Genomic DNA, 22929 nt, shown 5'->3' with positions numbered 1-22929 from the left:
ATACGGCTAGGGTGGCGGCATGCACGTCGAGTACAGCGGCACCGGCGACCCCGCGCGCAGCCTCGCCCTGCTCTGGCGTACCCGGGACCGGGCCAACCGCGGCGGCGGTGACCTCGGCGTCGACCGGATCGTGCGGGCCGCCATCGAGGTCGCCGACGCCGACGGGCTCGCCGCGCTGTCCATGCGCCGGGTCGCCGAACGACTCGGCGTGGGCACCATGTCCCTCTACACCCACGTGCCCGGCAAGGGTGAACTGCTCGACGTCATGCTCGACACCGTGCACGGCGAGACGCCCCGCCCCACCGACGTCCCCGGTGGCTGGCGGGGTCGGCTGGAACGCCTCGCCCGGGACACCTGGGCGTTGTACCTGCGCCACCCGTGGCTGTTGCAGGTCGCCACCACCCGCCCACCGTTGGGCCCCCAGGTCACCGCCCGGTACGACCACGCGCTGCGCGCCGTCGAGGGCGTCGGCCTGACCGACCTGGAGATGGACGCCGTGATCGCCCTCGTCGACTCCTACGTCCACGGCGCGGTACGCGGCGCGGTCGAAGCCGCCCAGGCCACCCGACGCACCGGCCTGACCGACGAACAGTGGTGGCGGGCGCACGCACCGTACCTGGAGAGGGTCATGGACCCGGCCCGTTTCCCGACGGCCGCCCGGGTCGGGGCCGCCGCCGGGCAGGAGTACCAGGCCGCCGTCGACCCGACCCGGGCGTTCGAGTTCGGTCTGGCCCGGGTCCTCGACGGCGTCGCCGCCCTGGTGGCCGACCGGTGCGCCGACGTAGCGTCACCGGTGCCACCCGGATAGCCTTCCGGGCATGACCGTACGCCCCATCCGGATCATCGGTGATCCCGTCCTGCGCACCGCCTGTGCCCCGGTGACCCGCTTCGACGCCGAGTTGCAGCAGCTCGTGGACGACCTGATGGACACCCTGCTCGGTGCGCCCGGCCGGGCCGGCGTCGCCGCTCCGCAGATCGGCGTCGACGCCCAGGTGTTCGTCTACGACGCCGACGGCCACCGGGGACACCTGATCAACCCCACCATCGAGGTGTCGACGGAGGTCCAGGACGACGACGAGGGCTGCCTGTCCATCCCGGGGCTGTACTTCCCGACCCGCCGGGCCCTGCACGCCACCGTGCACGGCGTCGACCGGCACGGCGATCCGCTGACCATCTCCGGCAGCGGATTCCTGGCCCGGGCGTTGCAGCACGAGACCGACCACCTCGCCGGCCGGCTCTACGTCGACACCCTGCACGGTGACGTGCGGCGGCGGGCGTTGCGGGAGATCCGCGCCGGCCGGTTCGACTCCCCCAGCCGCTCCCGCTGACCGGCGGCGGCTCAGCCCGCCCCGATGGTCAACGTGTACTCGCCGAACCGGGCGACCCGGGTGAAACCGAGCCGCCGGTAGAGGCGCAGCGCCGTGGCGTTGTCGGTCTTCACGTTCAACGTCACGTGGTCGACGCTGTCGCGCAGCCGGGCGCACAGCGCGGCGACGGCGCCGGTAGGTCGGACCGGCCGAGCACCTCACCCGCGCCGGTGACCGCGTCCAGCCGGGCCGGCTCCGCAGCCCCGTGGTAGAGCAGCACGACCTGGTCTCCGCGCCGGAACCACGAGGTGTACGGCCAGAAGAAGTCGTCGAGGTCACCCAACTGGTAGGCGTACAGGACCGGATCGCGGCGCAGCAGCGCGGCCAGTACGGCACGGTCGTGTTCGGCGCGGACCGGCACCGGTCAGCAACCGCGGGTGGGGAGGTTCTCGTCGGCCCACCGGGCGAGTGCGTCCAACGCCGGCAGCAGTGCGGTGCCGCGTTCGGTCAGTTGGTAGCTGACTCCCAGCGGCGGCCCTTCCCGGACCGTGCGGCTGACCAGGTCGACCCGGGCCAACTCACCCAGCCGGTCCGACAGCACCGATTCGCTGATTCCGGGCAGCGCCCGGGTCAGCTCGGCGAAGCCGGCCGGGCCGGCGGCGAGGGTGCCCAGGATCATGCCGTTCCATCTCTTGCCGAGGAACGCGAACGCGCGGGACAGGCCCCCCGGGCAGGCGCGGGGCCCGTCGTCGACAGGGGGGCACGTCGTCATCTGTCCAGCATACGTGGTCTGCAACTCACCCTAGCGACTACGAAAAAACTAGCTGCTATCGTTGCCGCAGCACATCCGATCCGACCGGAGGCCAGCCATGACCCACGTCCTGCCCGACCAGTTGATCACCCTCGACCCCGCCGCCCAGGCCCAGCTGTTCACCGAAGCCCGCACCGCGAACACCTTCACCGACACCCCCGTCGGCGACGACCAGCTGCGGGCCATCTTCGACCTCGCCAAGTACCCACCCACCGCCATGAACGTCCAACCCCTGCGCGTGCTGTTCGTCCGCCCCGGCCCAGGCCGTGACCGGCTACTCACCCACGTCGCCGACGGCAACCGGGCCAAGACCACCACCGCCCCCGTCGTCGCCGTCCTCGCCGCCGACACCGACTTCCACGAACATCTCGACACCGTCTTCCCGGTCCGCCCCGGCATGCGCGAGCACTTCGCCGCCGACCCCACCGGACGGGAGAACATGGCCCGCTTCAACGCCGGACTCCAGGTCGGCTACTTCCTGCTCGCCGTCCGCGCCGCCGGTCTCGCCGCCGGCCCCATGGGCGGCTTCGACCCCGCCGGTGTCGACGCCGAGTTCTTCGCCGGCACCAGCTGGAAGTCCCTGCTCCTGGTCAACATCGGCCACCCCGGCCCGGACGCCTGGTACCCCCGGTTGCCCCGCCTGGACTACGACACCGCCGTCCGGCACGCCTGAGCCCACCGTCGGGCCGGTTGGGCGCCACCGCACGCTCAGCCGGCCGACCACTGGTCGTAACCCAACTTCACCACCAGCGCCGCCACCACCACCAGCAACACCACCCGCACGAACCCCGCCCCCCGGCGCAACGCCAGCCGCGCCCCCACCGCCGCCCCCGCCACGTTGCACACCGCCATCGCCAGCCCCAACCCCCACCACACGTGCCCGGTCGCGGCGAACACCGCCAACGCCCCCAGATTCGTCGCCGCGTTGACCACCTTCGCCATCGCCGAGCCGTGCAGGAAATCCGCCCCCACCAACACGGTGAACGCCAGCACCAGAAACGTCCCCGTACCGGGACCGATCAACCCGTCGTACAGGGCGATACCCACGCCGGTCACCCCCACCGCCGCCGTCACCCGCACCGGAGTCCGCCGTCGCGGCACCGCCACCGTCCCCAGCCGGGGCCGCACCGCCACGAACAATGCCACCAGCAGCAACACCACCAACACCACCGGCCGGTACGCCTGCGCCGGCACCGATCCCGCCAAGGCCGCCCCCACCCCCGCGCAACCCACCGCCAGCACCGCCGCCGGAGCCGCCACCGCCCAGTCCACCCGGGTACGCCGGGCGAACGTCACCGCCGCCGTCGACGTCCCCGCGATCGCCGCCAACTTGTTCGTCCCCAACGCCGTCGCCACCGGCACCCCCGGTGCCGCCACCAACAACGCCGGCAACAACAACAACCCGCCCCCGCCCACCACCGCGTCGACCCCACCAGCCAGGGCGGCCGCAATCAACAGGGTCGTCAACGACACAGGATCCACGGGCGGCAATTCTGCCCACCCCACCCGCCCACCCGGCCACCGAAGTGGCCCAGCTCACCGCCCCCGCCGCCGACGCATCCACACCCCCACCGCACCCAGCGCCACGAACACCAGCACCGAACAACACAGCAACTTGATCATCCGGTAACTGTGCCACGGACGTAGGGTGCACAGGTGCGCCTGGCGACCTTCAACCTGCTGCACGGCCGCTCCCTGACCGACGGGCTCGTCGACCCCGACCGGCTCACCGCCGCCGTCCACGCCCTCGACGCCGACGTCCTCGCCCTCCAGGAAGTCGACCGCGACCAGTCCCGCAGCGGCCACCACGACCTCACCAGCATCGCCGCACACGCCCTCGGTGCCCCCGAACACCGCTTCGCCGCCGCCGTCGTCGGCACCCCAGGCGAACAGTTCCGGCCCCTGCGCCACGACGACGACGGCCACGGCGAACCCTGCTACGGCATCGGCCTGATCAGCCGCCACCCCGTGCGCACCTGGCAGGTCACCCGGCTGGCCCCCGCACCCGTACGATCCCCGATCTACGCACCGGGCCCCGGCGGTGGACTGCTGCTGCTGCGCGACGAACCCCGTGTCGTCCTCGCCGCCGTCCTCGACACCCCGCACGGCCCCCTCACCGTCGCCGCCACCCACCTGTCCTTCGTCCCCGGCTGGAACGCATACCAACTGCGCCGCGTCGTGCGCGCCCTGCGTGCCCTGCCCGGTCCCCGCATCCTCCTCGGCGACCTCAACCTGCCCGCCGGCCCCGCCCGCCTGCTCACCGGTTGGCGACCCCTCGCCCGCCGCCCCACCTACCCCGCCATCGCACCCCGGGTGCAGCTCGACCACATCCTCGCCGACCCCCGGGGGCTGCACCGGCTGCCCCCGGTCACCGCCGTCGACACCCCCCGCTCGACGATCTCCGACCACCGGCCGCTGGTCGTCGACCTCGGCTGACTGCCGCCGCCCGGCAGTTCGCTGCGGCGCCCGCGTCACGGAAACGCCCATCGCCACCGACCTGTCCGTGGTGGGCACGCGACGGACACGGGCACGGTACCCCTGACGAACGTCGCCCTGGAGGCCCCCGACCCCGATCTCGCTCACCTGCGGCAGAAGCGGGCGTCAGGTCGACGCGCGGGGGAGTTTGGCGGCCACGGCGTCGAGGACCCATTCCAGGCCGGCCGCGAAGGACGTCTCGGCATCGACGTCCATGGCGTCGTGCACGGCCCTGCTCAGTGCCGGGAAGCGGCCGGTGGCCAACATTCCGGTCAGGTGCGGGCCCCAAGCGCGCTGCCAGTCGCGCTTGGACAGACCGGTGGCGCGTTCGGCCCGCAGGTCCGCGACCTCGCGTCTGATCGCGCCGGTGACGTAGGCGCTGACCGTCGCGACGGCGCGCATCACGGTGTCGATGTCGGCGAGGCCGTCGAGGGCGGCCAGCTTGGCCTCGGTCACGGCGAGGCCGTTCGGGCCGAGGGTCGGGCGGCCGCCGAGCAGGTCGGCCAACCATTCGTGCCGCAGCGCCGCCTGCCTGGTGCGGTCGGCGTGCATACGCAGTGCCTCCCGCCAGTCGCCCGGCTGCTGCTCGGGAAGGATCTCGGCGTGGACCTCGTCCACCATCAGGTCGAGCAGGTCGTCCTTGGTGGAGATGAATCCGTACAGCCGCATCGGGCCGGCGTCCAGCCGGGCGGCGACCTTGCGCACCGACACCGCCGCCAGCCCGCCCTCGTCGGCCAGGGCGATGGCGGCGGCGACGATCCGCTGCCGGTCGAGCGGCGTCGGAGACCTGGGCGGCTCCGGTCGGTCCCACACGGTCATGGTCACTCCCTGCTGTTGCACAGCATTGTAGGAGCTCGATACAGTGTATTCCTATGAGACATCGTATTGCGGTGGTCGGGGGCGGCCCGGCTGGCCTTACCTTCGCCCGGGTCCTGCACCGCCACGGCTACCCGGTCGCGGTGCTCGAACGCGATCCCGGACCCGACGCCCGCCCTCCGGGCGGGAGCCTCGACCTGCACGAGGAACTGGGCCAGCTGGCGCTGGACAAGGCGGGGCTGCTGACCGATTTCCAGGCGCTGTCCCGTCCCGAGGGTCAGGCCATGCGCATCCTGGACCCGACCGGGACCGTCCTTCGGGACTGGCGACCACGATCGGACGAACGGGCCAATCCCGAGATCGACCGTGGGCAACTGCGTGACCTGCTGCTCGGCGGTCTCGACGTCCGGTGGGGACGGAAGGTGACCCAGGTGATGCCGAGCACCGGGCAGGGGCCAGTGGTGCATTTCGCAGACGGACAGCAGGAGACGTTCGATCTGGTGGTGGGCGCGGACGGAGCCTGGTCCCGGGTCCGCCCGGCGGTGTCGTCGGTGACGCCGCACTACACGGGCGTCACCTCGGTCGAGACCTCCCTGGACGACGTCGACACCCGCCACCCCGACCTCGCCCGGTTGATCGGCGACGGTGCACTCGCCGTGTACGGCGTGAACCGGTCCCTGGTCGCCCAACGCAACAGCGGCGGTCACGTCAAGGTGTACGCCACCTTCCGCGCCCCGTCGGACTGGCACACGGAGCTGGACCTGGCCGACGTCGAGGCCACGCGGTCGGGTCTGCTGGCGCTGTTCGACGGCTGGGCCGCTTCCGTGCTCGACCTGCTCGGCCACGGCACCGCTTTCGTCCACCGCCCCTGCTACGTCCTGCCCGTGTCCCACACGTGGGCCCACGTCGCCGGGGTGACGCTGCTGGGTGATGCCGCCCATCTGATGCCACCGTTGGGGGCCGGCGCGAACCTCGCGATGCTGGACGGCGCCGAGCTCGCGGAGTCCGTCGCCGTCGGCCCGGAGGATCTTGACGAGGCCGTCCGGGCCTTCGAGGAACGGATGTGGGCGCGGGCCAACAGGTGGGCGGCGATGACGACGGCTGGTCTGGAACGCCTAGTGAGCCCGGACCCCGCCGAAGCGGTCGCCCTCTTCGACCAGGTCCAACCGTCCTGACCGCCGGGCAACGAGAAGCCGCACGCTGACCTCGTTCGGGGGACTCGGGAAACCGGTCGGGGGCGGGAGTACGTCCCACCCCCGACCGGCTCGCTAAATCCCTAACGCCCTATTAGCGGCTTCTCGGTAGCCGCTGCGAGGAAGGTCTGACCCATGCCCCGACACTTGACCACGCTGCTGGCGCCGCCGCTGCTGGCCCTCAGCGCGTGCACCGCCGCCACAGCCGCGCCAACGACACCCCCTCAGCTCCCACCCGCGAGCACCACACCCAACCCCGGGCAGTCCGAATGGCCACGCCAACAGGAACTGGGGGACGCCGCAACGACCGTGGACGAAACGGCCCCGTCGCGCTGGCCCGACGCCTACGCCGGAGTGGCCCTCGACATGCCCGCCCAGCTCCTGCTGGTACAGCGCATCCCCACCCCCGGATTCGACGCCGCCGTCCGAGCGGTGGTGCCCACCGTGACAGTGCAGTTCACCGACGCCAGGTACTCCAAGCGGACCCTCGACGCGTGGGTCGAGCAGATCAGCGACGACTTCACCTACTGGCAGGGGCGAGGCATTCAGCTGCACAGCGTCGGCGCGGAGCCCGGCCAGTACGTGGCGGTCGGCATCAACAACCCGAAGCGCGACGCAGGCAAGATCAGCGCCCGCTACCCGCGCATGGACCTGCGGGTGGTGCAGGGCAGCCCCGCGGTACTCGCTACCGCAGGCTGACAATCCGGTCTTCTCGCCGGGGCTCACCGAGCGGATCGCCGGTTTGATCCTCCGCCACACGACCTGACTTCACGCCGCCCGCACCCGCGCATGCCCCTTGGCTGCGGAGCGGCCTCGTGGCCCCACGCGCGCCCGCCATCAGCCCTCGCTCGTCGTCGGCCTCCACCCTCGACCACACCCGCCCGTATTATCGAATAACTATTACCAGTAATTCGCTAAACCAGTAGTGCATATGGGGCAGATCGACCAGACACCATAATGTCTGTTCTGTTATTTTCCTACATCCATGTAGGAATTACCCGTCTGTTGCCGGCTGTTCCAGATAGCGCAACGCGGCACGCAGCGACTGGGGAGAGTCCCTGAAGTGGCCAAGCGCGGCATTGCAGCCCACGCAGAGCAGTCCTCGCACCCGCTTGGTCTCGTGGCAGTGGTCCACCACGAGACGCGCGGCATCAGCCGTGGGCGTTCCGTCCAACCGGGGGCGACCGACGGGGTGGGAGGGAATGTCGCGCTCGTGAGTGCCGCAAATGGCACAGCGGTGGTCTTGGGCGGCGCGTCGCGCGTCGTACTCCTGCTCTGTGATGCCGTACTTCGTGCGGAGGTTCATCGCCCGCACCGCCGCCGGTCCAAGCCTCTGGCGAGTGGCGCGGTTCATGTCGCGGCCTCGCTGCAGGCAAGTCGAGCAGCAGATGGTGGGGCATCCTGATGTTCCGATGAAGGCGTTGACACTCCGCGACTTCCGGCACCGCTTGCACACTCTGCTTTCTGACACGTGCGCAATGTAGTCGCCGGTAGTGACAAATCCTCCTGTTCAGGAAGGCCTGGGCCCTGCCGGGCCTCGTCGAGTAACGCGCCACGCATGGTGCGGTGAGGATTATTCCTAGCCTGCGTTGAGGCCTCGTGACCCGCTGGTGCCTCCAGGCTTGGGACCGGTGCTCGGTAGCTGGTCGACGATGCCTGTGGGTGCGTGGTCGAGCAGTTCCCGCAGATCCCCGGTCGACACTTCCAGGACACCGGCGCAGGCCAGGGCGTGCAGCCAACCCATCGCCCCGGCGACCTCGCCGGACCGGGCCGGGACACCGAGGGCAGCGGCCAGCTGCGGATACGTCCACGCTGGCCCGGTGAGGGTGAACGTCCGGCCCCGGGTGTCGGCCCGCAGCAGGGCGGCGACGGCGGCCTCGGCCAGGTCCGCCCGGGCGGCGGTGTTCAGACCCCGGCCGTCGGTGGCGTGCACCAGCACGTCGACCCCGACCGCCGCGTCGACCAACGGCTCGGTGTAGAACGGGTTGCGCAGCACCGTGTGGGCCAGCCCTGCCGCCACGAGCGCCTCTTCGGTGGCCCGGTGGGCGTCGAAGAGACCCTCGACCGGGTGGAAGCTGGTGTAGACCACGTCGGTGACCCCGGCGCGCAGCGCCGCCGCCACGACGGCACGATGCTGTGCGGTACGGCGGGCGGGGTCGAGTTCGGGGGACGAGACGAAGATCAGCCCGGTGACCCCGGCGAAGGCGCTGACCAACGTGTCGGGAGCGTCGTAGTCGCCGGGGCGTACGGCGACTCCCAGGTCCCGGGCGCGGCCGGGCTCGCGGGCGACGGCCACGATCCGGTCGGGCCGTACCCGGTCACGCAGGTGTGCGACGGCTAGGCGGCCGAGGGCGCCGGTGGCCGCGGTGACGGCGAACAGTTCGTGGGGCATGGGCACACCCTGGCCGGCGATCCGGTCGCGGACAACCGGGTTTCGCCGACCGTCGCCCGACGCGGGGCGGTGCCCGGCGGCCGGCGGTGCCACGATGGTGCGATGAGCGACGAGCCGATCGACCTGACGACCGCGCTGGCCTCCTTCGACCAGCTGTGGAGCCCACACATCGTCACCCGGGTCAACGACTACGACGTCCGGGTGGCGAAGGTGGCCGGCGAGCACGTGTGGCACACCCACGACCACACCGACGAGTTTTTCCTGGTCCTCGATGGTGAGCTGCGCATCGCCCTGCGCGACGACGCCGGCGAGCGCACGGTGGTGCTGCCCCGGGGCGCGGTGTACGTGGTGCCGCGCGGGGTGGCGCACCGACCGTCCGCCCCCGCCGGGGCGTCGATCCTGCTGTTCGAGCCGTCGGGGACGTCCAGCGTGGGGGACCGGCACGACGAGGTGCCCGCCCACGTGGACGCCACCACCGGCCACCCCCTCTGAGCCTCACCCGTCGGGTTGACGAGCGGGCCGCAACGCGGTAAATACTGAAGTACGAGTTGAGCCCACCCGACTCAACTCAAGGACCTTCGGCCCGAGGAAACCGAGGAGGCACGACCATGCTGATGCGTACCGACCCGTTCCGGGAGATCGACCGGCTCGCCGAGCAGCTGCTGGGCACCACCAGCCGACCCGCCGTGATGCACCTGGACGCCTGGCGCGACGGCGACCACTTCCACGCCGCGTTCGACCTGCCCGGCGTGGACCCCGACAGCATCGACTGCACGGTGGAACGCAACGTGCTGACCGTCCGCGCGCAGCGCCGCCGTCCCACCACCGAATCCGTCGAACTGGTCGCCGCCGAGCGGCCGATGGGCACCTTCTCCCGGCAGCTCTTCCTCGGCGACACCCTCGACACCGACCGCCTGGAGGCGGCGTACGAGCACGGTGTGCTGACCTTGCGCATCCCGATCGCGGAGCGCGCCAAGCCACGCCGGGTGCCCGTCACCGCCGGCGATGGGCGCCGGCAGCTCACCGCCTGACCTGCGCACCAACACGGTGGGGGCCGCACCGGCCCCCACCGGGCGGACGACTTCGGGTGATCCGGTCGGGCGCGCCTCACCACGATTCCCCACCGAGGCTGAGAGCCTTTTTCACATGCCGCGCCCCGACGTCCCCGTGCTGCCCCACACCTCGACCCGCCCGGCCCTGTCCGGCACACCTGTCGACTTCACCGAGGCGTGGCTGCGCAACCGGAGGCTGTCGGCGCACACCCGCGACGCCTACCGGCGCGACATCGCCGGCTGGCTCACCTGGTGCGCCGCCGGTGACCTGGATCCGCTGCGGGCCAACTTCCTCGACGTCAACGCCTACGCCCGGCAGTTGGAGGCCACCCCGGCGGCACGCAGCGGTCGGCCACTGACCCCCGCCACCGTGGCCCGGAAACTGTCCGCCCTGTCCAGCTGGTACGAGTTCCTGGTCAAGCTGCGTGCGGTGGACGCCAACCCGGTCTCCGGCGCCGACCGCCCACGCGTCGACCGGGACCACTCGGCCACCGTCGGGCTCAGCCCGCAGGAGGTCGACGCACTGCTGGCCGCCGCCGACGCCGACACCGGCCCGACGGCCGCCCGCAACCGGGCCGCCGTCGCCCTGCTGGCCGACCTCGGGCTGCGCGTCGGTGAGCTGGTCTCGCTCGACCTCGCCGACCTCGGGGCCGAACGGGGGCACCGCAGCGTCCGCTTCGTCGGCAAGGGCGGCAAGCCACGCCGCCGGGCACTCACCCCGGGTACCGCGTACGCCGTGGACGCCTACCTGGCCGACCGGGCCGCTGCGGCGGGGGTGAGTGTGGACGCGTTGACCGGACCGCTGCTGGCCACCACCACCGGTGGCCGCCTCGACCGGCACTCGGTGTTCCGGTTGGTGCGCCGGTTGGCCGCCACCGCCGGCATCGCGGCGGCGGCGAAGCTGTCCCCGCACTCGCTGCGGCACGCCTTCGCCACCACCGCCCGCGAGGAGGGGGTGCCGCTGGAGGACGTCCAGGACGCGATGGGTCACGCCGATCCGCGGACCACCCGCCGCTACGACCGGGACCGGCACAACCTCGACCGGGACCCGGCATACGTCATCTGGGCGGCCCGGGCGCGACGGCGGGGCTGAGAGAAGGACCCGTCGACCCCGGTGAGCGCCCGCTGCGGGGGAGCCCGGCCCTCGTCCGGCCACATCGGGCGGGTGTCTCAGCCGAGCAGGTCCAGGTGGTGGTGGGCGTCGGCGGAGACGTCCTCGTGCCGCAGCCACCGTCGGGCCCACAACCGGGCGGCCACCTCGGCCTGCTGGTCACCCCACGCGGCCTGCTCGACCAGCAGCGCCGTGGTCAACGCGTACGCCATCCGCAGCGCCACCGCCCGCGCGCCGGCCCGTACCGGCACCGCGCCCGGGTCGGCGGTCACCTCGGCGAGGGTGACCTGCAGCTCCCGCACCACCTCGGCGAGGGTGTCGGCCAGGGCCGGCGCCAACGGCCTGGCCAGGTCCACCGCCCCGGCCAGCCGACGCAGCAGCGGGGTGCCGGCGTCCTCCCGGGTAACCGCGCGCAGCACGTCCACCGCCAACACGTTGGTGGTGCCCTCCCAGATCGGCAGCACCTGCGCGTCGCGCAGCAACCTCGGCACCCCGGTGTCCTCGACGTAACCGGCCCCGCCGAACGCCTCCACGTACTCCGCGGCCGAGGCCACCGCCCACCGGCCGGTGGCCAGCTTCGCCAACGGCGCCACCACCCGCAGCTCCGCGGCGGCCTGCGGGTCGGCGCCCACCTCCGCCCGCCCGAGCAACGCGAACGCGTGACCGGCCAGGACGAACGCGCCCGCCGCGTCGACCGCCAAGGCCCCCAGGGTGGCCCGGTGCAGCGGATCGTCGGCCAGCGGCCCGCCCGCGACGTGCCGGCTGCCCGCGTAGGCCCGGGCGTAGGCCAGGCCACGGCGCATTCCCGACGCGGCGGCCGAGGCGTTGTGCACCCGGGTCACCACCACCAGGGTCATCGCCCGCGCCAGCCCCGGCACCGCCGGGTCACCCAACGGCGACGCGTACGCGTCGCGCAGCCCGATCTCGGCGGTCGGCAGCGCCCGGGTGCCCAGCTTGTCCTTGAGCCGGTGCACCGTGATCCCGGGGGCGGGAGAGCCCGGCGCGGCGTCCGCCCCGGCCAGCGGTGAGTCGGTGGCGTACCGGGGCACCAGGAACGGGGCGAGGACCCGGCTGCCCCGGCCGGCGCCCTCGGGCCGGGCCAACGCCACCGCCACCGCCGCGTCGGCGGCCGAGCAGAACCACTTCTCCCCGGTCAACCGCCACGACCCGTCGGCGGCGGGCCGCCCGACCGTGGTGGTGCGGGACAGGTCCGAGCCGCCCTGCGACTCAGTCATCCACTGCCCGCTGACGACCGCCGTGTCCGGGTCGGTGGAGATCAGCCGGGGCAGCCACGCGTCGCGTACTCCCGCGTCGACCCCGGGGCTGCTGAGCAGCGCGGCCGCGCCGTCGGCCATCGCCACCGGGCAGGAGAAGGTCGCCGACTCCGGCCCGTACAGGTGCAGCAGGGCGTGCTGGACGACGCGGGCGGCGGCCCCCCACGTGCCGCGCGCCGACTCCAGGTAGGGCAGCGCGACCACGGCGTGCCGGGCGGCGGCGGCCCGTTGCGCCTGCCACCCGGCGCTGGTGTCGACCCGGTCGACGCGGGCACCCCACGGGTCGTAGCGGACCAGCGTCGGCGGGTGGGCCTCGGCGTCGGCGTGCGCGGCGCGCAGCGGCCCGACGACGTCGGCGGCCAGGTCGGCCAGCCGCCCCTGCGCGGCGGCGTGCCCGGCCGGCCCGAGGTGCCGGGTGAGCCAGGACCGTAGCAGCGGATCACCGGTGTACGGGTCCTCGACGGCCGGTACCGGCTGCACGAAACGGCTCATCCGTCGCTCCTTCGCCAGGGGTGTCCGCCGACGGTAGACGATCGGCGCGGCGGCGCGACAGGGGTCGAAGCGCCTGCGCGGCACCTCCCCGGCCGCATACCGTCGCAGGTGATGGGTGTGGACCAGGTGTGGACCAGGCCGGCGCGGCGGCACCGCCCGGTGCGCACCGGGCTGTTCCTGGGTGGTCTCGCCGTCGGCCTGTGTCTGGTCGGGGTGGCCGGGTTGGGCCTGTGGAACATGCAGGTCGTCATGGGTGCCTCCGGCCCGGTGCGGGACACCGCCGACGGGTTCTTCCGGGAGCTGTCCGGCGGACAGGTCGACCCGGCCTACCGGCGGCTGTGCGCGCAGACCCGCAGCCGGTGGAGCGAGGTGGGTTTCGCCGGTTGGGTCCGCACCCCGCCGGTGGTCACCGGCTACGAGATCCTCGACGTGTCGGTGCGCACCAGGGCGGGCCGGCCCGCCGGTGAGGTGACCGTCCGGGTCACCCGCGACGGCGGGGCCGACGAACAGCGCCGGCTGCCGGTGGTCAAGGAGGACGGGAAGTGGCGGGTCTGCGGCGACCCGTACTGACCGCCGGCCCGTCGCGGGGCGAGGGTCCTCCCTCAGGTACGCGGGCCGAGGTCCCCCGAGCGGTAGTGCCGCCGGCACAGCACCTGGTAGCGCACCTCGGCGGTGTCCACGGTGTCGCCGATGACGACCTGGGCGCCCTCGCGGACCACCCGCCCGTCGACGACCCGGGCGTTGAGCAGCCCTTCCCGGCCGCACCAGCACAGCACCTCCACCTGGATGCGGGCCACCTCGTCGGCCAGTTCGAACAGCCGCCGGGCGGCCGGGAACAGGCAGGACCGGAAGTCGGTGGCCAGGCCGAAGGCGTACACGTCGACGTCGTAGCCGTCGACCAGCTCGGCCATCTGTTCGACGTGCGCCACGTCGTAGAACGACGCCTCGTCGCAGATCAGGTAGTCGATGCGCACCCCCTCGGCCCAGGTGTCGCGGACCAGGGTGCGCAGGTCCAACCCGTCGGTCACCTCGACGGCCGAGTGGGCCAGCCCGATGCGGGTGGTCACCTGCGGCCCCAACGACCTGTCGATGCGGGTGGTGACCAGTCCCCGGCGGCCCTGCCGGGCATGGTTGTAGTTCATCTGCAACGCCATGGTGGACTTCCCGCAGTCCATCGGCCCCCAGAAGAACTTCAACGCGGCGGCGTGCAACGGTCGACCGTCGACGCCCCGGGCGGCGGCGCAGCCGGTGCGCCCGTCGTCCGGGCCCGGGAGCGGGCGGGCCAGGCAGGAGGGGATGGCGTCGTCGGTCACGTCGGGGCAGCCTAGCCCATCGACACACGCCGTTGGGATTGCTGGGTTGCCCGCCGGTCAGAGCACCCGGGGCGGGGTGTTCCCGGCGGCGAGGATGGCCTTACGCATCGGCACGGCGGCCAGCAGCGCGAACCCGACCACGAAGAAGATCAGCAGCGACACCAGACCCACCCGGTAGGAGGAGGTGAGCTGGAACACCAACCCGAAGGCCAGCGGGCCGAGCCAACTGGTGCCCTTGTCGCTGATCTCGTAGAAGCCGTAGTACTCGCCTTCCCGGCCGGCGGGGATGAGCTGGCTGAACAACGACCGGCTCAACGCCTGGCTGCCACCGAGGACCAGACCGATCGCCGCACCGAGGACCATGAACGGCACCGGTGCCTCGGCGGGTAACCGGAACGCGCCGAGGATCACCCCGGTCCACAGCACCAGCGACAGCAGCACCGTCTTCCACGCGCCGATGCGCCGGGCCAACGCCCCCAACCCCAACGCGCCACCGAAGGCGAGGAACTGCACCAGCAGGATCGTCACGATCAGGGTGCTCTGCCCCAACCGCAGCTCCTCGGTGCCGTACTGGCTGGCCAGGGTGATCACCGTCTGGATGCCGTCGTTGTAGACCAGGAACGCCAGCAGGAAGAACAACGTCAACGGATACGCCTTGATCTCCCGCAGGGTCCGGCCCAACTGCCGGAACCCGTCGGTGACCACGTTACGACCGCCGCCGCGCAACGCCTCGGCGGTGGGATGCTCCCGCAACCACCGCAACGGCACCAGGGTGAACACCGCCCACCACACCCCGGCCGACACGATCGACCAGCGGGCCAGGTCCAGGGTGCGCTGCGGGTTGTCGTCCTCGCTGAGCAGCGTGACCGCCACCAGGTTCAACGCCAGCAGCAGCCCACCACCGAGGTAGCCGATGGCCCAGCCGCGGCTGGACACGGCGTCGCGTTCGTCGGGACCGGCCAGCTGCGGCAGGAACGAGTTGTACACCACCACCGCCGCCCCGAAGGCGATGTTGGCGACCAGGAACAACGCCCCGCCGAGCAGGTACCGCTCCCCGGTCACCAATGCCATCGCGATGGTCGCCCCCGCCCCGGTGAACGCCGCCCCGGCCAGCAACCGCTTCTTGTGCACCGTCCGGTCGGCGACCGCCCCCACCACCGGCAGCACGAACACCGTCAGGAACACCGACAACGAGATCAGGTACGGGTAGTACGACCCGGCGGCGACCCGGATGCCCAGCGGGTGCACGTACCCGTCGCAGCTGTCCGCGCCGAGTTCACAGCCGGCCGCCAACTCGGTGACGGTGGTGAGGAACGGGCCGAGGAACACCGTGATGACGGTGGTCTGGAAGGCCGAGTTGGCCCAGTCGTACAGGTACCAGCCCCGCCGTTCCCGGCGGGTGCTCGCCGGGGCGTCGGCGACGGTGGGGGTGGTGACCGGCTCGGCCATCGCGGTCCTCGGTGTTCAGGCGGCCCAGTGGCCGCGGCTGCGGTAGACGTCGCGCAGCACGTCGACGTGATCGGTCATGATGCCATCCACACCACGATCCAGTAAGTCGTGCATCTGGGCAGGTTCGTCGATCGTCCAGACGTGCACCTGCAACCCCGACCGGTGGCAGTAGGCCAGGAACCGGTGGTCGACCACCGGCACCCGCCCGTAGCGGGGCGGCACCTGCGCGGCCACCACCGACGGTGGCAACCGCACCGGTCGGCCGTGCCGCGACGCCCACCACAGCCGGGCCACCCCGCGCATGCCCAGCCCGGTGGCCACCCGGCCGCCGGTGGCCGCCCGCAGCCGGGTCAGCCGGGCGTCGCTGAACGACGCCAGGAGCACCCGGTCAGCCGCGCCGGCCCGGGTCACCGACTCGACCGCCGGGGTGACCGCCCCGTCGGCCTTCACGTCGATGTTGAACCGGACCTGCGGCCAACCGGCCAGCACCTCGTCGAGCCGGGGCACCACCGCGGCGCCGCCGACCCTCACCGATGCCAGGTCGGCCCAGCGCAGGTCGGCGATGCGCCCCCGCTCACCGGTGACCCTGTGCAGGGTGGCGTCGTGGAAGACCACACACACCCCGTCGGCGGTGCCGTGCACGTCGGTCTCCACGTACCGGTAACCCAGGTCGACGGCCCGGGTGAACGCGGCGACGGTGTTCTCGTCGCCGTCGGCGGCGCCACCGCGGTGGGCGAAGGCCAGCGGGGCGGGGGCGTCCAGGTAACCGGAACCGGTCGGCACGCAGCGCAGTATGCCCGCCCCCGGTGACCGGCGGGTGGCCGACCGGCGACCGTCGCCCCCCGGTGCGCCGGCGGCCTCAGTCGATCCACGCCCCGGTCAGCGCGGTGACGGTGGTGCCGTCGGGGTCGGCGAGCTTCACCCCGACGAACTGCCGGGCCGGCGCGGAGGTCTGCACCCGAGGCGGCGGGGTCGGCCCGGTGACGGCCCGCACTACGACCGCCGCGGCGTCGGCGGGGGACTGCGCGGCGGCGAACGCGTCGTCGGTACGCCGCAGGTATGCCCGCAGCGCCGGCCCGTACGCCCCGACGGCGGTCACCGCCGCGTCCCGGTCGACGCCGACGTTGGCGACGAACTCGCTGGCCACCGCCCCGGGCTCGACCACGGTGACGGTGACCCCGACGGTGGCGGCGACCGGCGTGAGGGACTCCATGAACCCCTCGACGGCGAACTTCGCCGCACAGTACGCCTCGTTGAACGGCTGCCCGACCACCCCGCCGACGCTGCTGACGGTCACCAGCCGGCCCCCGCTGGCCCTCAGGTGCACCAGGGCGGCCCGGCTGACGTGCAGCACCCCGAAGAAGTTGACCTCCATGACGGCGCGGACCGCGTCCACGCCGTCATGCTCCAGGGTGCCCAGGTGACCGGCGCCGGCGTTGTTGACCACCGCGTCGAGCCGCCCGTACCTGTCGACGACGTCGGCGACGGCGGCGGTGACCGACGCCGGGTCGACCACGTCCAGGTGCCGTACGTCGATCAGGTCGGCGACGCCGGCGGCCTCGGCGGCGGCCCGCAGCCGCGCGGCCCGGGACACGTCGCGCATGGTCGCCACGGTCCGCCAGCCGGCCCGCGCGCAGCCCAGGGCGGTCTCCAGTCCGATGCCGCTGGAGGTGCCGGTGATCAGGACGGTCTGTTCGCTCATTGCTGACCTTCTTCCGGGGGACGACTGTGCGTGGGCGTCGACCCGGGTCGGGGTGACGACGGGCGGCTGTGGATCCGGCTGGTGTCGACGGGACGGCCCGGGTCGACGTGCCGGGGGCTGTCGGGTTCGTCGGGGCGCAGCGGCACCAGGATGTCGGTGATCGCGTCGACGATCCGGTCGGTGCCCTGGCGGGCCGCGCCGGGCGCGGTGGGGGAGAGGTCCCGCAGGTCCAGTGGCGCGCCGAAGCGGACCCGGATCACCGGCCGGCGCAGCAGTGACCGGCCCAGCCCGCGCAGCATCCCCCGGGGCGTCCGATAGGGCAGCACCTCGTGTGACCCCCACTGGGCGACGGGCACCACCGGGGCGCCGCAGGTCATCGCGAGCCGTGCCGTGCCGGTCTTGCCCCGTTCGGGCCACATGGCCGGGTCCAGCCCGATGCGGCCCTCCGGATAGACCAGCACCACCGAACCGGCGGTGACCGCGGCGGCGGCGTCGTCGAGGGCCCGGCGTACGGCGGTGGTGCCCCGGTCGACGCGCAGATGCCCGGCGTGACGCATCAGCGCGCCGAGCCCGGGGGCGCGGAACAGCCCTCCGGTGGCCATGAAGCGGGGCGCCATGCCCCGGGCCCGGCAGGCGGCGCCCAGGACGATGGGGTCGAAGGGGCTGATGTGGTTGGCGGCCAGGATCAGCGGCCCCCGACGCAGGTGCGCGGGCACGTCCCCGGTGACCTCCAGCCGGGCCAGCAGGGCGACGACCAGCCGGGCGAACAGTTGGGCGGCACGCCAGAACAGTGGTGGCTGCCAGCCGGGGCGCGGGGTGTCCATCAGTCGCCGATGGTCGCACGGGCACGGGGGAGGACCGGACCCCGGGTCGGGTGGCCTGCGGTGATCAGGGTCATTGGTCCCGGGTCGGGTCGTGACCCCCGGCCCTGCCCGTCGGGCTACGACACGCAGTAGTATCTACTACGTATCGTAGTATCAACGGCAGGGGGATCCCGGTGGACGCGTTGGACGTCGCCCGCTGGCAGTTCGGTGTCACCACCGTCTACCACTTTCTCTTCGTACCACTGACCATCGGACTGTCCGTCCTGGTCGCCATCCTCCAGACCCGATGGCACCGCACCGGCGACGAGAAATACCTCAAACTCACCAAGTTCTACGGCAAACTCTTCCTGATCAACTTCGCCATGGGAGTGGTCACCGGCATCGTGCAGGAATTCCAGTTCGGCATGAACTGGTCCGACTACTCCCGCTTCGTCGGCGACATCTTCGGCGCCCCCCTCGCCATCGAGGCCCTGGTCGCCTTCTTCCTCGAATCCACCTTCATCGGCCTGTGGATCTTCGGCTGGGACCGGCTACCCCCACGCCTGCACCTGGCCAGCATCTGGGCCGCCGCCATCGGCACCAACCTGTCCGCCTACTTCATCCTCGCCGCCAACTCGTTCATGCAGAACCCCGTCGGCTACCGCTTCAACCCCGACACCGGCCGCGCCGAACTCACCGACTTCCCCGCCGTCCTCACCAACAAGGTCGCCCTGATCACCTTCCCGCACACCCTCGCCGGCGCCTTCCTCGTCGCCGGCTCCCTCGTCACCACCGTCGGCCTCTGGCACCTCATGCGCCACCGCACCAGCCCCGACACCGACGCCTACCGGTACGCCACCCGCTTCGGCGCCTGGGTCGTCCTGATCTCCGCCACCCTGGTCCTGCTCACCGGCGACATCCAAGGCAAGATCATGACCCAGGTGCAGCCGATGAAGATGGCCGCCGCCGAAGGCCTCTACACCACCGAGAGCCCCGCCTCGTTCTCCGTACTCACCATCGGCAGCCTCGACGGCAGCCGCGAAGTCTTCGCCCTCAAGATCCCCTACCTGCTGTCCTACCTCGGCACCGGCGACCCCCACGGCACCGTCCACGGCATCGACGACCTCCAGGCCCAGTACGCCAGCCAGTACGGCCCCGGCAGCTACACCCCGATCATCCCGGTCACCTACTGGAGCTTCCGCTTCATGATCGGCTTCGGACTCGCCGCCGCCGCCATCGCCCTGCTCGTCCTCTGGGCCCAACGCAAAGGCCGCACCCCCACCAACCGCTGGCTGCTGCGCGCCGGCCTGATCATGCCCGCCCTACCCCTGCTCGCGAACTCCTTCGGCTGGATCTTCACCGAAATGGGCCGCCAACCCTGGATCGTCTTCGGCGAAATGCTCACCCGCGACGGCGTCTCCCGCACCGTCTCCCTCACCGAAGTCCTCACCTCCTTCACCGCCTTCACCCTCATCTACGCCACCCTCGCCGTCATCGAATTCAAACTCCTCCTCCGCTACGCCCGCGCCGGCGTACCCGACATCACCCCCACACCCGACGACACCGACGACGCCGAGCGCCCGCTCGCCTTCGCCTACTGAGCCCCGGAGCCCCCCGTGGAACTGACCACCATCTGGTTTCTCCTCGTCGCCGTGCTCTTCACCGGCTACTTCATCCTCGAAGGCTTCGACTTCGGCGTCGGCATGCTGCTCCCCGTCCTCGGCCGCGACGACCGGCAACGCCGCGTCCTCATCAACACCATCGGCCCCGTCTGGGACGGCAACGAGGTCTGGCTCATCACCGCCGGCGGCGCCATGTTCGCCGCCTTCCCCGAGTGGTACGCCACCCTCTTCTCCGGCTTCTACCTACCCCTACTACTCATCCTGCTCGCCCTCATCGCCCGCGGCGTCGCCTTCGAATACCGCCACAAGCGCCCCGAAGCGACCTGGAAACGCCGCTGGGACCACGCCATCTTCTGGGGCTCCGCCATCCCCGCCGTCCTCTGGGGCGTCGCCTTCGCCAACATCCTCCGCGGCGTACCGCTCGACGCCGACCACGAATACGTCGGCGGCCTGCTCGACCTGCTCCACCCCTACGCCCTGCTCGGCGGCCTCACCACCCTCGGCCTGTTCCTCACCCACGGCGCGGTCTTCCTCGCCCTCAAAACCACAGGCGACATCCGCCACCGCGCCGGCACCCTCGCCGTCACCCTCGGCGCCGGCACCGCCGTGGCCGCCGTCGCCTTCCTCACCTGGACCCTCACCATCCGCTCCAGCCCGGCCGCCGTCGTGCTCGCCGTAGGCGCCGCCCTCGCCCTGCTCGGCGCCCTCGCCGCCGCCCGGGTACGCCGCGAAGGCTGGGCCTTCACCGGCACCGCCCTCGCCATCGCCCTCGCCGTGGCCACCCTCTTCGCCGCCCTGTTCCCCAACGTCATGCCCTCCACCCTCGACCCCGCCGGCACCCTCACCGCCACCAACGCCGCCTCCACCCCCTACACCCTCAGAATCATGACCTGGGTAGCGGTGATCTTCACGCCGATCGTCCTCGCCTACCAAGGTTGGACCTACTGGGTGTTCCGCAAGCGAATCGGGGTACAGAACATCCCGCAACACTAGAAAGACGCGCGAGGGGCGCGGGGACGCGGGGCCGGTGCGAGGGGGTCGCACCGGCCCCGCAACGCATCCCCACACAAACCGATCGCCGCCCCACCCACCCACCGCTATCGTCGCCGCATGCATGCCCCACACGTCCGGGAACTCACCGACGACGACGCCACCGCCGCCTGGCACCTCGGCCGTACCACCTTCGGCTCCGACCCGCAACCACCACCACCGACCACCACCCCCGGCACCACCCGCTACGGCGCGTTCGACCACACCGGCCGCCTCATCGGCAAAGCCGTCGACCTCCACCACGACCAGTGGTGGGACGGCCGCACCGTCGCCGCCGCCGACATCGCCAGCGTCGCCGTCACCCCCGAAGCCCGCGGCCGAGGCGTCGCCCGCGCCCTGCTCACCGCCCTGCTACGCGGCGCACACGACCGGGGCGCCGCCATCAGCGCGCTCTTCCCCACCGTCGCCGCCCCCTACCGGGCCTGCGGCTGGGAAACCGCCGGCACCCTACGCACCGTCGAACTACCCACCGCCCTGCTCACCCGCCACCAACCCACCCCACACCTCACCGTCCGCCCCGGCACCCCCGCCGACCTCACCACCGTCGACGACCTGCACACCACCACCGCCCGCCACCGCCGCGGCCTGCTCGCCCGCAGCGGACCCCTGCACGAGCACCACCGCGCCCGCCACACCACCGACGCCACCCTGCCCTACGACGGCCTCACCCTCGTCGAACACCACGGCCACCTGGTCGGCTACGCCGGCTGGAACCGCCGCGACGGCTACGGCGACCACGGCACCCTCACCGTCGAAGACCTCGCCGCCACCACCGCCGACGCCGCCCGCGAACTCGTCGGCGTCCTCGCCAGCTGGCACAGCGTCGCCCCGACCCTGCGCCTGCCCCTGATCCCCGGCGACCCCCTCACCCCCCACCTACCGGTGGAGAAGGCCCGCGAACACGAACAGGACACCTGGATGCACCGCCCCGTCGACGTCAGCCGCGCCATCCGCGACCGAGGCTGGCCGGCACACCTGCACGGCACCGCCACCTTCACCCTCGACGACCCCCTCGCCGACTGGAACACCGGCACCTGGCACCTGGAGATCACCAACGGCAGCGCCGACCTACGCCGCACCACCACCCCCGCCGACCTGCACCTCACCGTCCGCGGCTTCGCCCTGCTCTACACCGGCGCCGCCACCGCCCGCACCATCGCCCAGGCCGGCCTCCTGCACCACCCGACCGGCACCGACCCCGCCACCCTCGACCTGCTCGCCGCCGGCGGCCCGGCCCAACTCGGCGACTACTTCTGACCCGGCCCCGCCGCACCACACCCCCCACCGCCGCGGAGACGCCCCGACCGCCACCCGAGCACGGGAAACCAGCCGTCGGGCCGCCCACCACGAACCGACCTCAGCGCGCCTCGCGCAACTCCGCCAACCGCGCCTCGATCTCCGCCAACTCGGCACGCAGCTTCTCCGCCTGCTGCTCCGCCTCCGACCGCTCCGCCGACAGGATCTGCTCCACCGCCTCCTGCACCCCCGGCACGTCCACCAGCGCCACCATCCGCAACGCCTCCGCCGGCTTCACCACGTACGGCTTCGCCAACGCCTTCGCCCCCTGCTGCGCCGCCACCGTCCACTCACCGTCGGCATACGCCAACGTCACCGTCAACCCCGCCGGCCCCTTCGGCTTCGCCACCTTCGCCGGCCGACGCGCCGCAGGCTTCTCCACCACCGGCACCGGCTCCGCCGCCGGCTCCTCCCGACGCTGCCCCGGCACCCGGGGCGTGTCCAACACGAACTCCGGCGCCGACTTCGACTCCACCTGCTCCACCACCGGCTCCGGCTTCGGCTCCGCCACCCGGCGACCCACACCGCGCGGCGCCACCGCCACATCAGCGGGGGAGAAGGGCAACTCGTCACGGCCGAACCGCACCACCACGAACTCGTCGGACACCGCCGGATCGGTCAGCTCCACCACCTGACCCACCTGCCCGGCGACCTGCCCCGCCGCCGCGGTGAACACCACCTTCGGCTTCCGCCCCGCCGCCAACGCCTCCCGGATGCCCCGCACCTCGTCCTCGGACAAACCCTGGTCCACCATCACAGCCCTCTTTCGTA

The 22929-nt window shown here is 72.4% G+C and carries 27 protein-coding genes; 13 read left to right on the top strand and 14 right to left on the bottom strand.

Annotated features, from left to right (window positions below; genetic code table 11):
- Positions 1-19 precede the first annotated feature (19 nt).
- A complete protein-coding gene (locus tag OHQ87_RS09770) occupies positions 20-808 on the top strand; it encodes a TetR/AcrR family transcriptional regulator (protein WP_328347070.1) in 789 nt (262 codons plus the stop codon).
- A 10-nt stretch (positions 809-818) separates the two neighbouring features.
- Complete coding sequence (def, locus tag OHQ87_RS09765; RefSeq protein ID WP_328347068.1) at positions 819-1328, top strand: peptide deformylase; 510 nt, start codon at positions 819-821, stop codon at positions 1326-1328.
- Between the two features lie 11 nt (positions 1329-1339).
- Here the strand turns inward: def and OHQ87_RS09760 are convergent, their stop codons facing one another.
- Genes OHQ87_RS09760 through OHQ87_RS09750 form a run of 3 tightly spaced genes read right to left on the bottom strand, consistent with a single transcriptional unit; the run spans position 1340 to position 2079 of the window.
- On the bottom strand, positions 1340-1453 hold the full coding sequence (locus OHQ87_RS09760) for a hypothetical protein (protein WP_328347066.1): 114 nt from the start codon (positions 1451-1453) through the stop codon (positions 1340-1342).
- The gene (locus OHQ87_RS09755) at positions 1450-1728 is read right to left on the bottom strand and encodes a hypothetical protein (protein ID WP_328347064.1); all 279 of its coding nucleotides are present in this window, start codon (positions 1726-1728) and stop codon (positions 1450-1452) included. Before OHQ87_RS09755 ends, OHQ87_RS09760 begins: the two co-directional genes overlap by 4 nt.
- 3 nt (positions 1729-1731) lie before the next feature.
- Positions 1732-2079 carry a winged helix-turn-helix transcriptional regulator gene (locus tag OHQ87_RS09750; RefSeq protein WP_328347062.1) on the bottom strand — a complete coding sequence of 116 codons (348 nt, stop codon included), beginning with the start codon at positions 2077-2079 and terminating at the stop codon, positions 1732-1734.
- A gap of 97 nt (positions 2080-2176) precedes the next feature.
- Here OHQ87_RS09750 and OHQ87_RS09745 point away from each other — a divergent pair, with 97 nt between their 5' ends.
- Entirely contained in the window at positions 2177-2791 is a 615-nt protein-coding gene (locus OHQ87_RS09745; protein ID WP_328347060.1) for a malonic semialdehyde reductase, read from the top strand.
- 35 nt (positions 2792-2826) lie between these two features.
- On the opposite strand, the gene OHQ87_RS09740 is transcribed toward OHQ87_RS09745, so the two are convergent.
- On the bottom strand, positions 2827-3585 hold the full coding sequence (locus OHQ87_RS09740; protein WP_328347058.1) for a TSUP family transporter: 759 nt from the start codon (positions 3583-3585) through the stop codon (positions 2827-2829).
- A gap of 189 nt (positions 3586-3774) precedes the next feature.
- Here OHQ87_RS09740 and OHQ87_RS09735 point away from each other — a divergent pair, with 189 nt between their 5' ends.
- On the top strand, positions 3775-4554 hold the full coding sequence (locus OHQ87_RS09735) for an endonuclease/exonuclease/phosphatase family protein (RefSeq protein WP_328347057.1): 780 nt from the start codon (positions 3775-3777) through the stop codon (positions 4552-4554).
- Positions 4555-4719: 165 nt separating this feature from the next.
- On the opposite strand, the gene OHQ87_RS09730 is transcribed toward OHQ87_RS09735, so the two are convergent.
- The gene (locus tag OHQ87_RS09730) at positions 4720-5412 is read right to left on the bottom strand and encodes a TetR/AcrR family transcriptional regulator (protein ID WP_328347055.1); all 693 of its coding nucleotides are present in this window, start codon (positions 5410-5412) and stop codon (positions 4720-4722) included.
- 53 nt (positions 5413-5465) lie between these two features.
- Between OHQ87_RS09730 and OHQ87_RS09725 the strand changes: the two genes are divergently transcribed.
- Both OHQ87_RS09725 and OHQ87_RS09720 read left to right on the top strand, forming a co-directional pair.
- Positions 5466-6584 (top strand): FAD-dependent oxidoreductase, encoded by a 1119-nt coding sequence (locus OHQ87_RS09725; protein ID WP_328347052.1) that lies wholly within the window; start codon positions 5466-5468, stop codon positions 6582-6584.
- A gap of 153 nt (positions 6585-6737) precedes the next feature.
- Complete coding sequence (locus tag OHQ87_RS09720; protein ID WP_328347050.1) at positions 6738-7301, top strand: hypothetical protein; 564 nt, start codon at positions 6738-6740, stop codon at positions 7299-7301.
- 295 nt (positions 7302-7596) lie between these two features.
- Here the strand turns inward: OHQ87_RS09720 and OHQ87_RS31345 are convergent, their stop codons facing one another.
- Together OHQ87_RS31345 and OHQ87_RS09715 are read right to left on the bottom strand one after the other, a co-directional pair.
- Positions 7597-7908, bottom strand: coding sequence for an endonuclease VII domain-containing protein (locus OHQ87_RS31345; protein ID WP_442930731.1), 312 nt, complete (start codon positions 7906-7908; stop codon positions 7597-7599).
- Between the two features lie 273 nt (positions 7909-8181).
- Positions 8182-8994 (bottom strand): NAD(P)H-binding protein, encoded by an 813-nt coding sequence (locus OHQ87_RS09715; RefSeq protein ID WP_328347048.1) that lies wholly within the window; start codon positions 8992-8994, stop codon positions 8182-8184.
- Between the two features lie 102 nt (positions 8995-9096).
- Between OHQ87_RS09715 and OHQ87_RS09710 the strand changes: the two genes are divergently transcribed.
- The 3 genes from OHQ87_RS09710 (at position 9097) to OHQ87_RS09700 (ending at position 11139) form a co-directional block, all read left to right on the top strand.
- Positions 9097-9486, top strand: a complete 390-nt coding sequence (locus OHQ87_RS09710) for a cupin domain-containing protein (protein ID WP_328347046.1) — start codon at positions 9097-9099, stop codon at positions 9484-9486.
- A gap of 116 nt (positions 9487-9602) precedes the next feature.
- A complete protein-coding gene (locus OHQ87_RS09705; protein ID WP_328347044.1) occupies positions 9603-10025 on the top strand; it encodes an Hsp20/alpha crystallin family protein in 423 nt (140 codons plus the stop codon).
- A gap of 115 nt (positions 10026-10140) precedes the next feature.
- Positions 10141-11139, top strand: a complete 999-nt coding sequence (locus tag OHQ87_RS09700; protein WP_328347042.1) for a tyrosine-type recombinase/integrase — start codon at positions 10141-10143, stop codon at positions 11137-11139.
- 77 nt (positions 11140-11216) lie between these two features.
- Here the strand turns inward: OHQ87_RS09700 and OHQ87_RS09695 are convergent, their stop codons facing one another.
- On the bottom strand, positions 11217-12923 hold the full coding sequence (locus OHQ87_RS09695; protein WP_328347040.1) for an acyl-CoA dehydrogenase family protein: 1707 nt from the start codon (positions 12921-12923) through the stop codon (positions 11217-11219).
- Between the two features lie 111 nt (positions 12924-13034).
- Here OHQ87_RS09695 and OHQ87_RS09690 point away from each other — a divergent pair, with 111 nt between their 5' ends.
- Entirely contained in the window at positions 13035-13493 is a 459-nt protein-coding gene (locus tag OHQ87_RS09690) for an Rv0361 family membrane protein (protein WP_328347038.1), read from the top strand.
- 32 nt (positions 13494-13525) lie between these two features.
- Here the strand turns inward: OHQ87_RS09690 and OHQ87_RS09685 are convergent, their stop codons facing one another.
- From OHQ87_RS09685 to OHQ87_RS09665, 5 genes are all read right to left on the bottom strand, one after another.
- Positions 13526-14236: a thymidine kinase gene (locus OHQ87_RS09685; protein WP_442930730.1), complete on the bottom strand. Its 711-nt coding sequence runs from the start codon at positions 14234-14236 to the stop codon at positions 13526-13528.
- 57 nt (positions 14237-14293) lie between these two features.
- Entirely contained in the window at positions 14294-15685 is a 1392-nt protein-coding gene (locus OHQ87_RS09680; protein ID WP_328347036.1) for an MFS transporter, read from the bottom strand.
- A 15-nt stretch (positions 15686-15700) separates the two neighbouring features.
- Positions 15701-16468: a glycerophosphodiester phosphodiesterase gene (locus OHQ87_RS09675; protein WP_328347034.1), complete on the bottom strand. Its 768-nt coding sequence runs from the start codon at positions 16466-16468 to the stop codon at positions 15701-15703.
- A gap of 76 nt (positions 16469-16544) precedes the next feature.
- Positions 16545-17387: an SDR family NAD(P)-dependent oxidoreductase gene (locus OHQ87_RS09670; RefSeq protein WP_328347032.1), complete on the bottom strand. Its 843-nt coding sequence runs from the start codon at positions 17385-17387 to the stop codon at positions 16545-16547.
- On the bottom strand, positions 17384-18211 hold the full coding sequence (locus tag OHQ87_RS09665) for a lysophospholipid acyltransferase family protein (RefSeq protein ID WP_328347030.1): 828 nt from the start codon (positions 18209-18211) through the stop codon (positions 17384-17386). The genes OHQ87_RS09670 and OHQ87_RS09665 overlap by 4 nt, the downstream gene beginning before the upstream one ends.
- Positions 18212-18384: 173 nt before the next feature.
- On the opposite strand from OHQ87_RS09665, the gene OHQ87_RS09660 reads away from it, so the two are divergent.
- From OHQ87_RS09660 to OHQ87_RS09650, 3 genes are all read left to right on the top strand, one after another.
- On the top strand, positions 18385-19791 hold the full coding sequence (locus tag OHQ87_RS09660) for a cytochrome ubiquinol oxidase subunit I (RefSeq protein WP_328347028.1): 1407 nt from the start codon (positions 18385-18387) through the stop codon (positions 19789-19791).
- Positions 19792-19806: 15 nt separating this feature from the next.
- On the top strand, positions 19807-20805 hold the full coding sequence (gene cydB, locus OHQ87_RS09655; protein ID WP_328347026.1) for a cytochrome d ubiquinol oxidase subunit II: 999 nt from the start codon (positions 19807-19809) through the stop codon (positions 20803-20805).
- Between the two features lie 117 nt (positions 20806-20922).
- Positions 20923-22119: a GNAT family N-acetyltransferase gene (locus OHQ87_RS09650; RefSeq protein WP_328347024.1), complete on the top strand. Its 1197-nt coding sequence runs from the start codon at positions 20923-20925 to the stop codon at positions 22117-22119.
- A gap of 100 nt (positions 22120-22219) precedes the next feature.
- On the opposite strand, the gene OHQ87_RS09645 is transcribed toward OHQ87_RS09650, so the two are convergent.
- Complete coding sequence (locus OHQ87_RS09645) at positions 22220-22912, bottom strand: hypothetical protein (RefSeq protein ID WP_328347022.1); 693 nt, start codon at positions 22910-22912, stop codon at positions 22220-22222.
- Between the last annotated feature and the right edge of the window lie 17 nt (positions 22913-22929).

Origin of the sequence: Micromonospora sp. NBC_00421 (genome assembly GCF_036017915.1) — a bacterium.
In the GTDB taxonomy this organism is placed as follows: Bacteria; Actinomycetota; Actinomycetes; order Mycobacteriales; family Micromonosporaceae; genus Micromonospora.
This window is presented reverse-complemented; position numbering and strand designations above follow the sequence as displayed.

Bases quoted from the DNA above. Each gene is read 5' to 3' on its own strand.
- OHQ87_RS09770 (WP_328347070.1), top strand. From the start codon at position 20: ATGCACGTCGAGTACAGCGGCACCGGCGACCCCGCGCGCAGCCTCGCC.
- def (WP_328347068.1), top strand. From the start codon at position 819: ATGACCGTACGCCCCATCCGGATCATCGGTGATCCCGTCCTGCGCACC.
- OHQ87_RS09750 (WP_328347062.1), bottom strand. From the start codon at position 2,079: ATGACGACGTGCCCCCCTGTCGACGACGGGCCCCGCGCCTGCCCGGGG.
- OHQ87_RS09745 (WP_328347060.1), top strand. From the start codon at position 2,177: ATGACCCACGTCCTGCCCGACCAGTTGATCACCCTCGACCCCGCCGCC.
- OHQ87_RS09730 (WP_328347055.1), bottom strand. From the start codon at position 5,412: ATGACCGTGTGGGACCGACCGGAGCCGCCCAGGTCTCCGACGCCGCTC.
- OHQ87_RS09725 (WP_328347052.1), top strand. From the start codon at position 5,466: ATGAGACATCGTATTGCGGTGGTCGGGGGCGGCCCGGCTGGCCTTACC.
- OHQ87_RS09720 (WP_328347050.1), top strand. From the start codon at position 6,738: ATGCCCCGACACTTGACCACGCTGCTGGCGCCGCCGCTGCTGGCCCTC.
- OHQ87_RS31345 (WP_442930731.1), bottom strand. From the start codon at position 7,908: ATGAACCTCCGCACGAAGTACGGCATCACAGAGCAGGAGTACGACGCG.
- OHQ87_RS09715 (WP_328347048.1), bottom strand. From the start codon at position 8,994: ATGCCCCACGAACTGTTCGCCGTCACCGCGGCCACCGGCGCCCTCGGC.
- OHQ87_RS09710 (WP_328347046.1), top strand. From the start codon at position 9,097: ATGAGCGACGAGCCGATCGACCTGACGACCGCGCTGGCCTCCTTCGAC.
- OHQ87_RS09705 (WP_328347044.1), top strand. From the start codon at position 9,603: ATGCTGATGCGTACCGACCCGTTCCGGGAGATCGACCGGCTCGCCGAG.
- OHQ87_RS09700 (WP_328347042.1), top strand. From the start codon at position 10,141: ATGCCGCGCCCCGACGTCCCCGTGCTGCCCCACACCTCGACCCGCCCG.
- OHQ87_RS09695 (WP_328347040.1), bottom strand. From the start codon at position 12,923: ATGAGCCGTTTCGTGCAGCCGGTACCGGCCGTCGAGGACCCGTACACC.
- OHQ87_RS09690 (WP_328347038.1), top strand. From the start codon at position 13,035: ATGGGTGTGGACCAGGTGTGGACCAGGCCGGCGCGGCGGCACCGCCCG.
- OHQ87_RS09680 (WP_328347036.1), bottom strand. From the start codon at position 15,685: ATGGCCGAGCCGGTCACCACCCCCACCGTCGCCGACGCCCCGGCGAGC.
- OHQ87_RS09670 (WP_328347032.1), bottom strand. From the start codon at position 17,387: ATGAGCGAACAGACCGTCCTGATCACCGGCACCTCCAGCGGCATCGGA.
- OHQ87_RS09665 (WP_328347030.1), bottom strand. From the start codon at position 18,211: ATGGACACCCCGCGCCCCGGCTGGCAGCCACCACTGTTCTGGCGTGCC.
- OHQ87_RS09650 (WP_328347024.1), top strand. From the start codon at position 20,923: ATGCATGCCCCACACGTCCGGGAACTCACCGACGACGACGCCACCGCC.
- OHQ87_RS09645 (WP_328347022.1), bottom strand. From the start codon at position 22,912: ATGGTGGACCAGGGTTTGTCCGAGGACGAGGTGCGGGGCATCCGGGAG.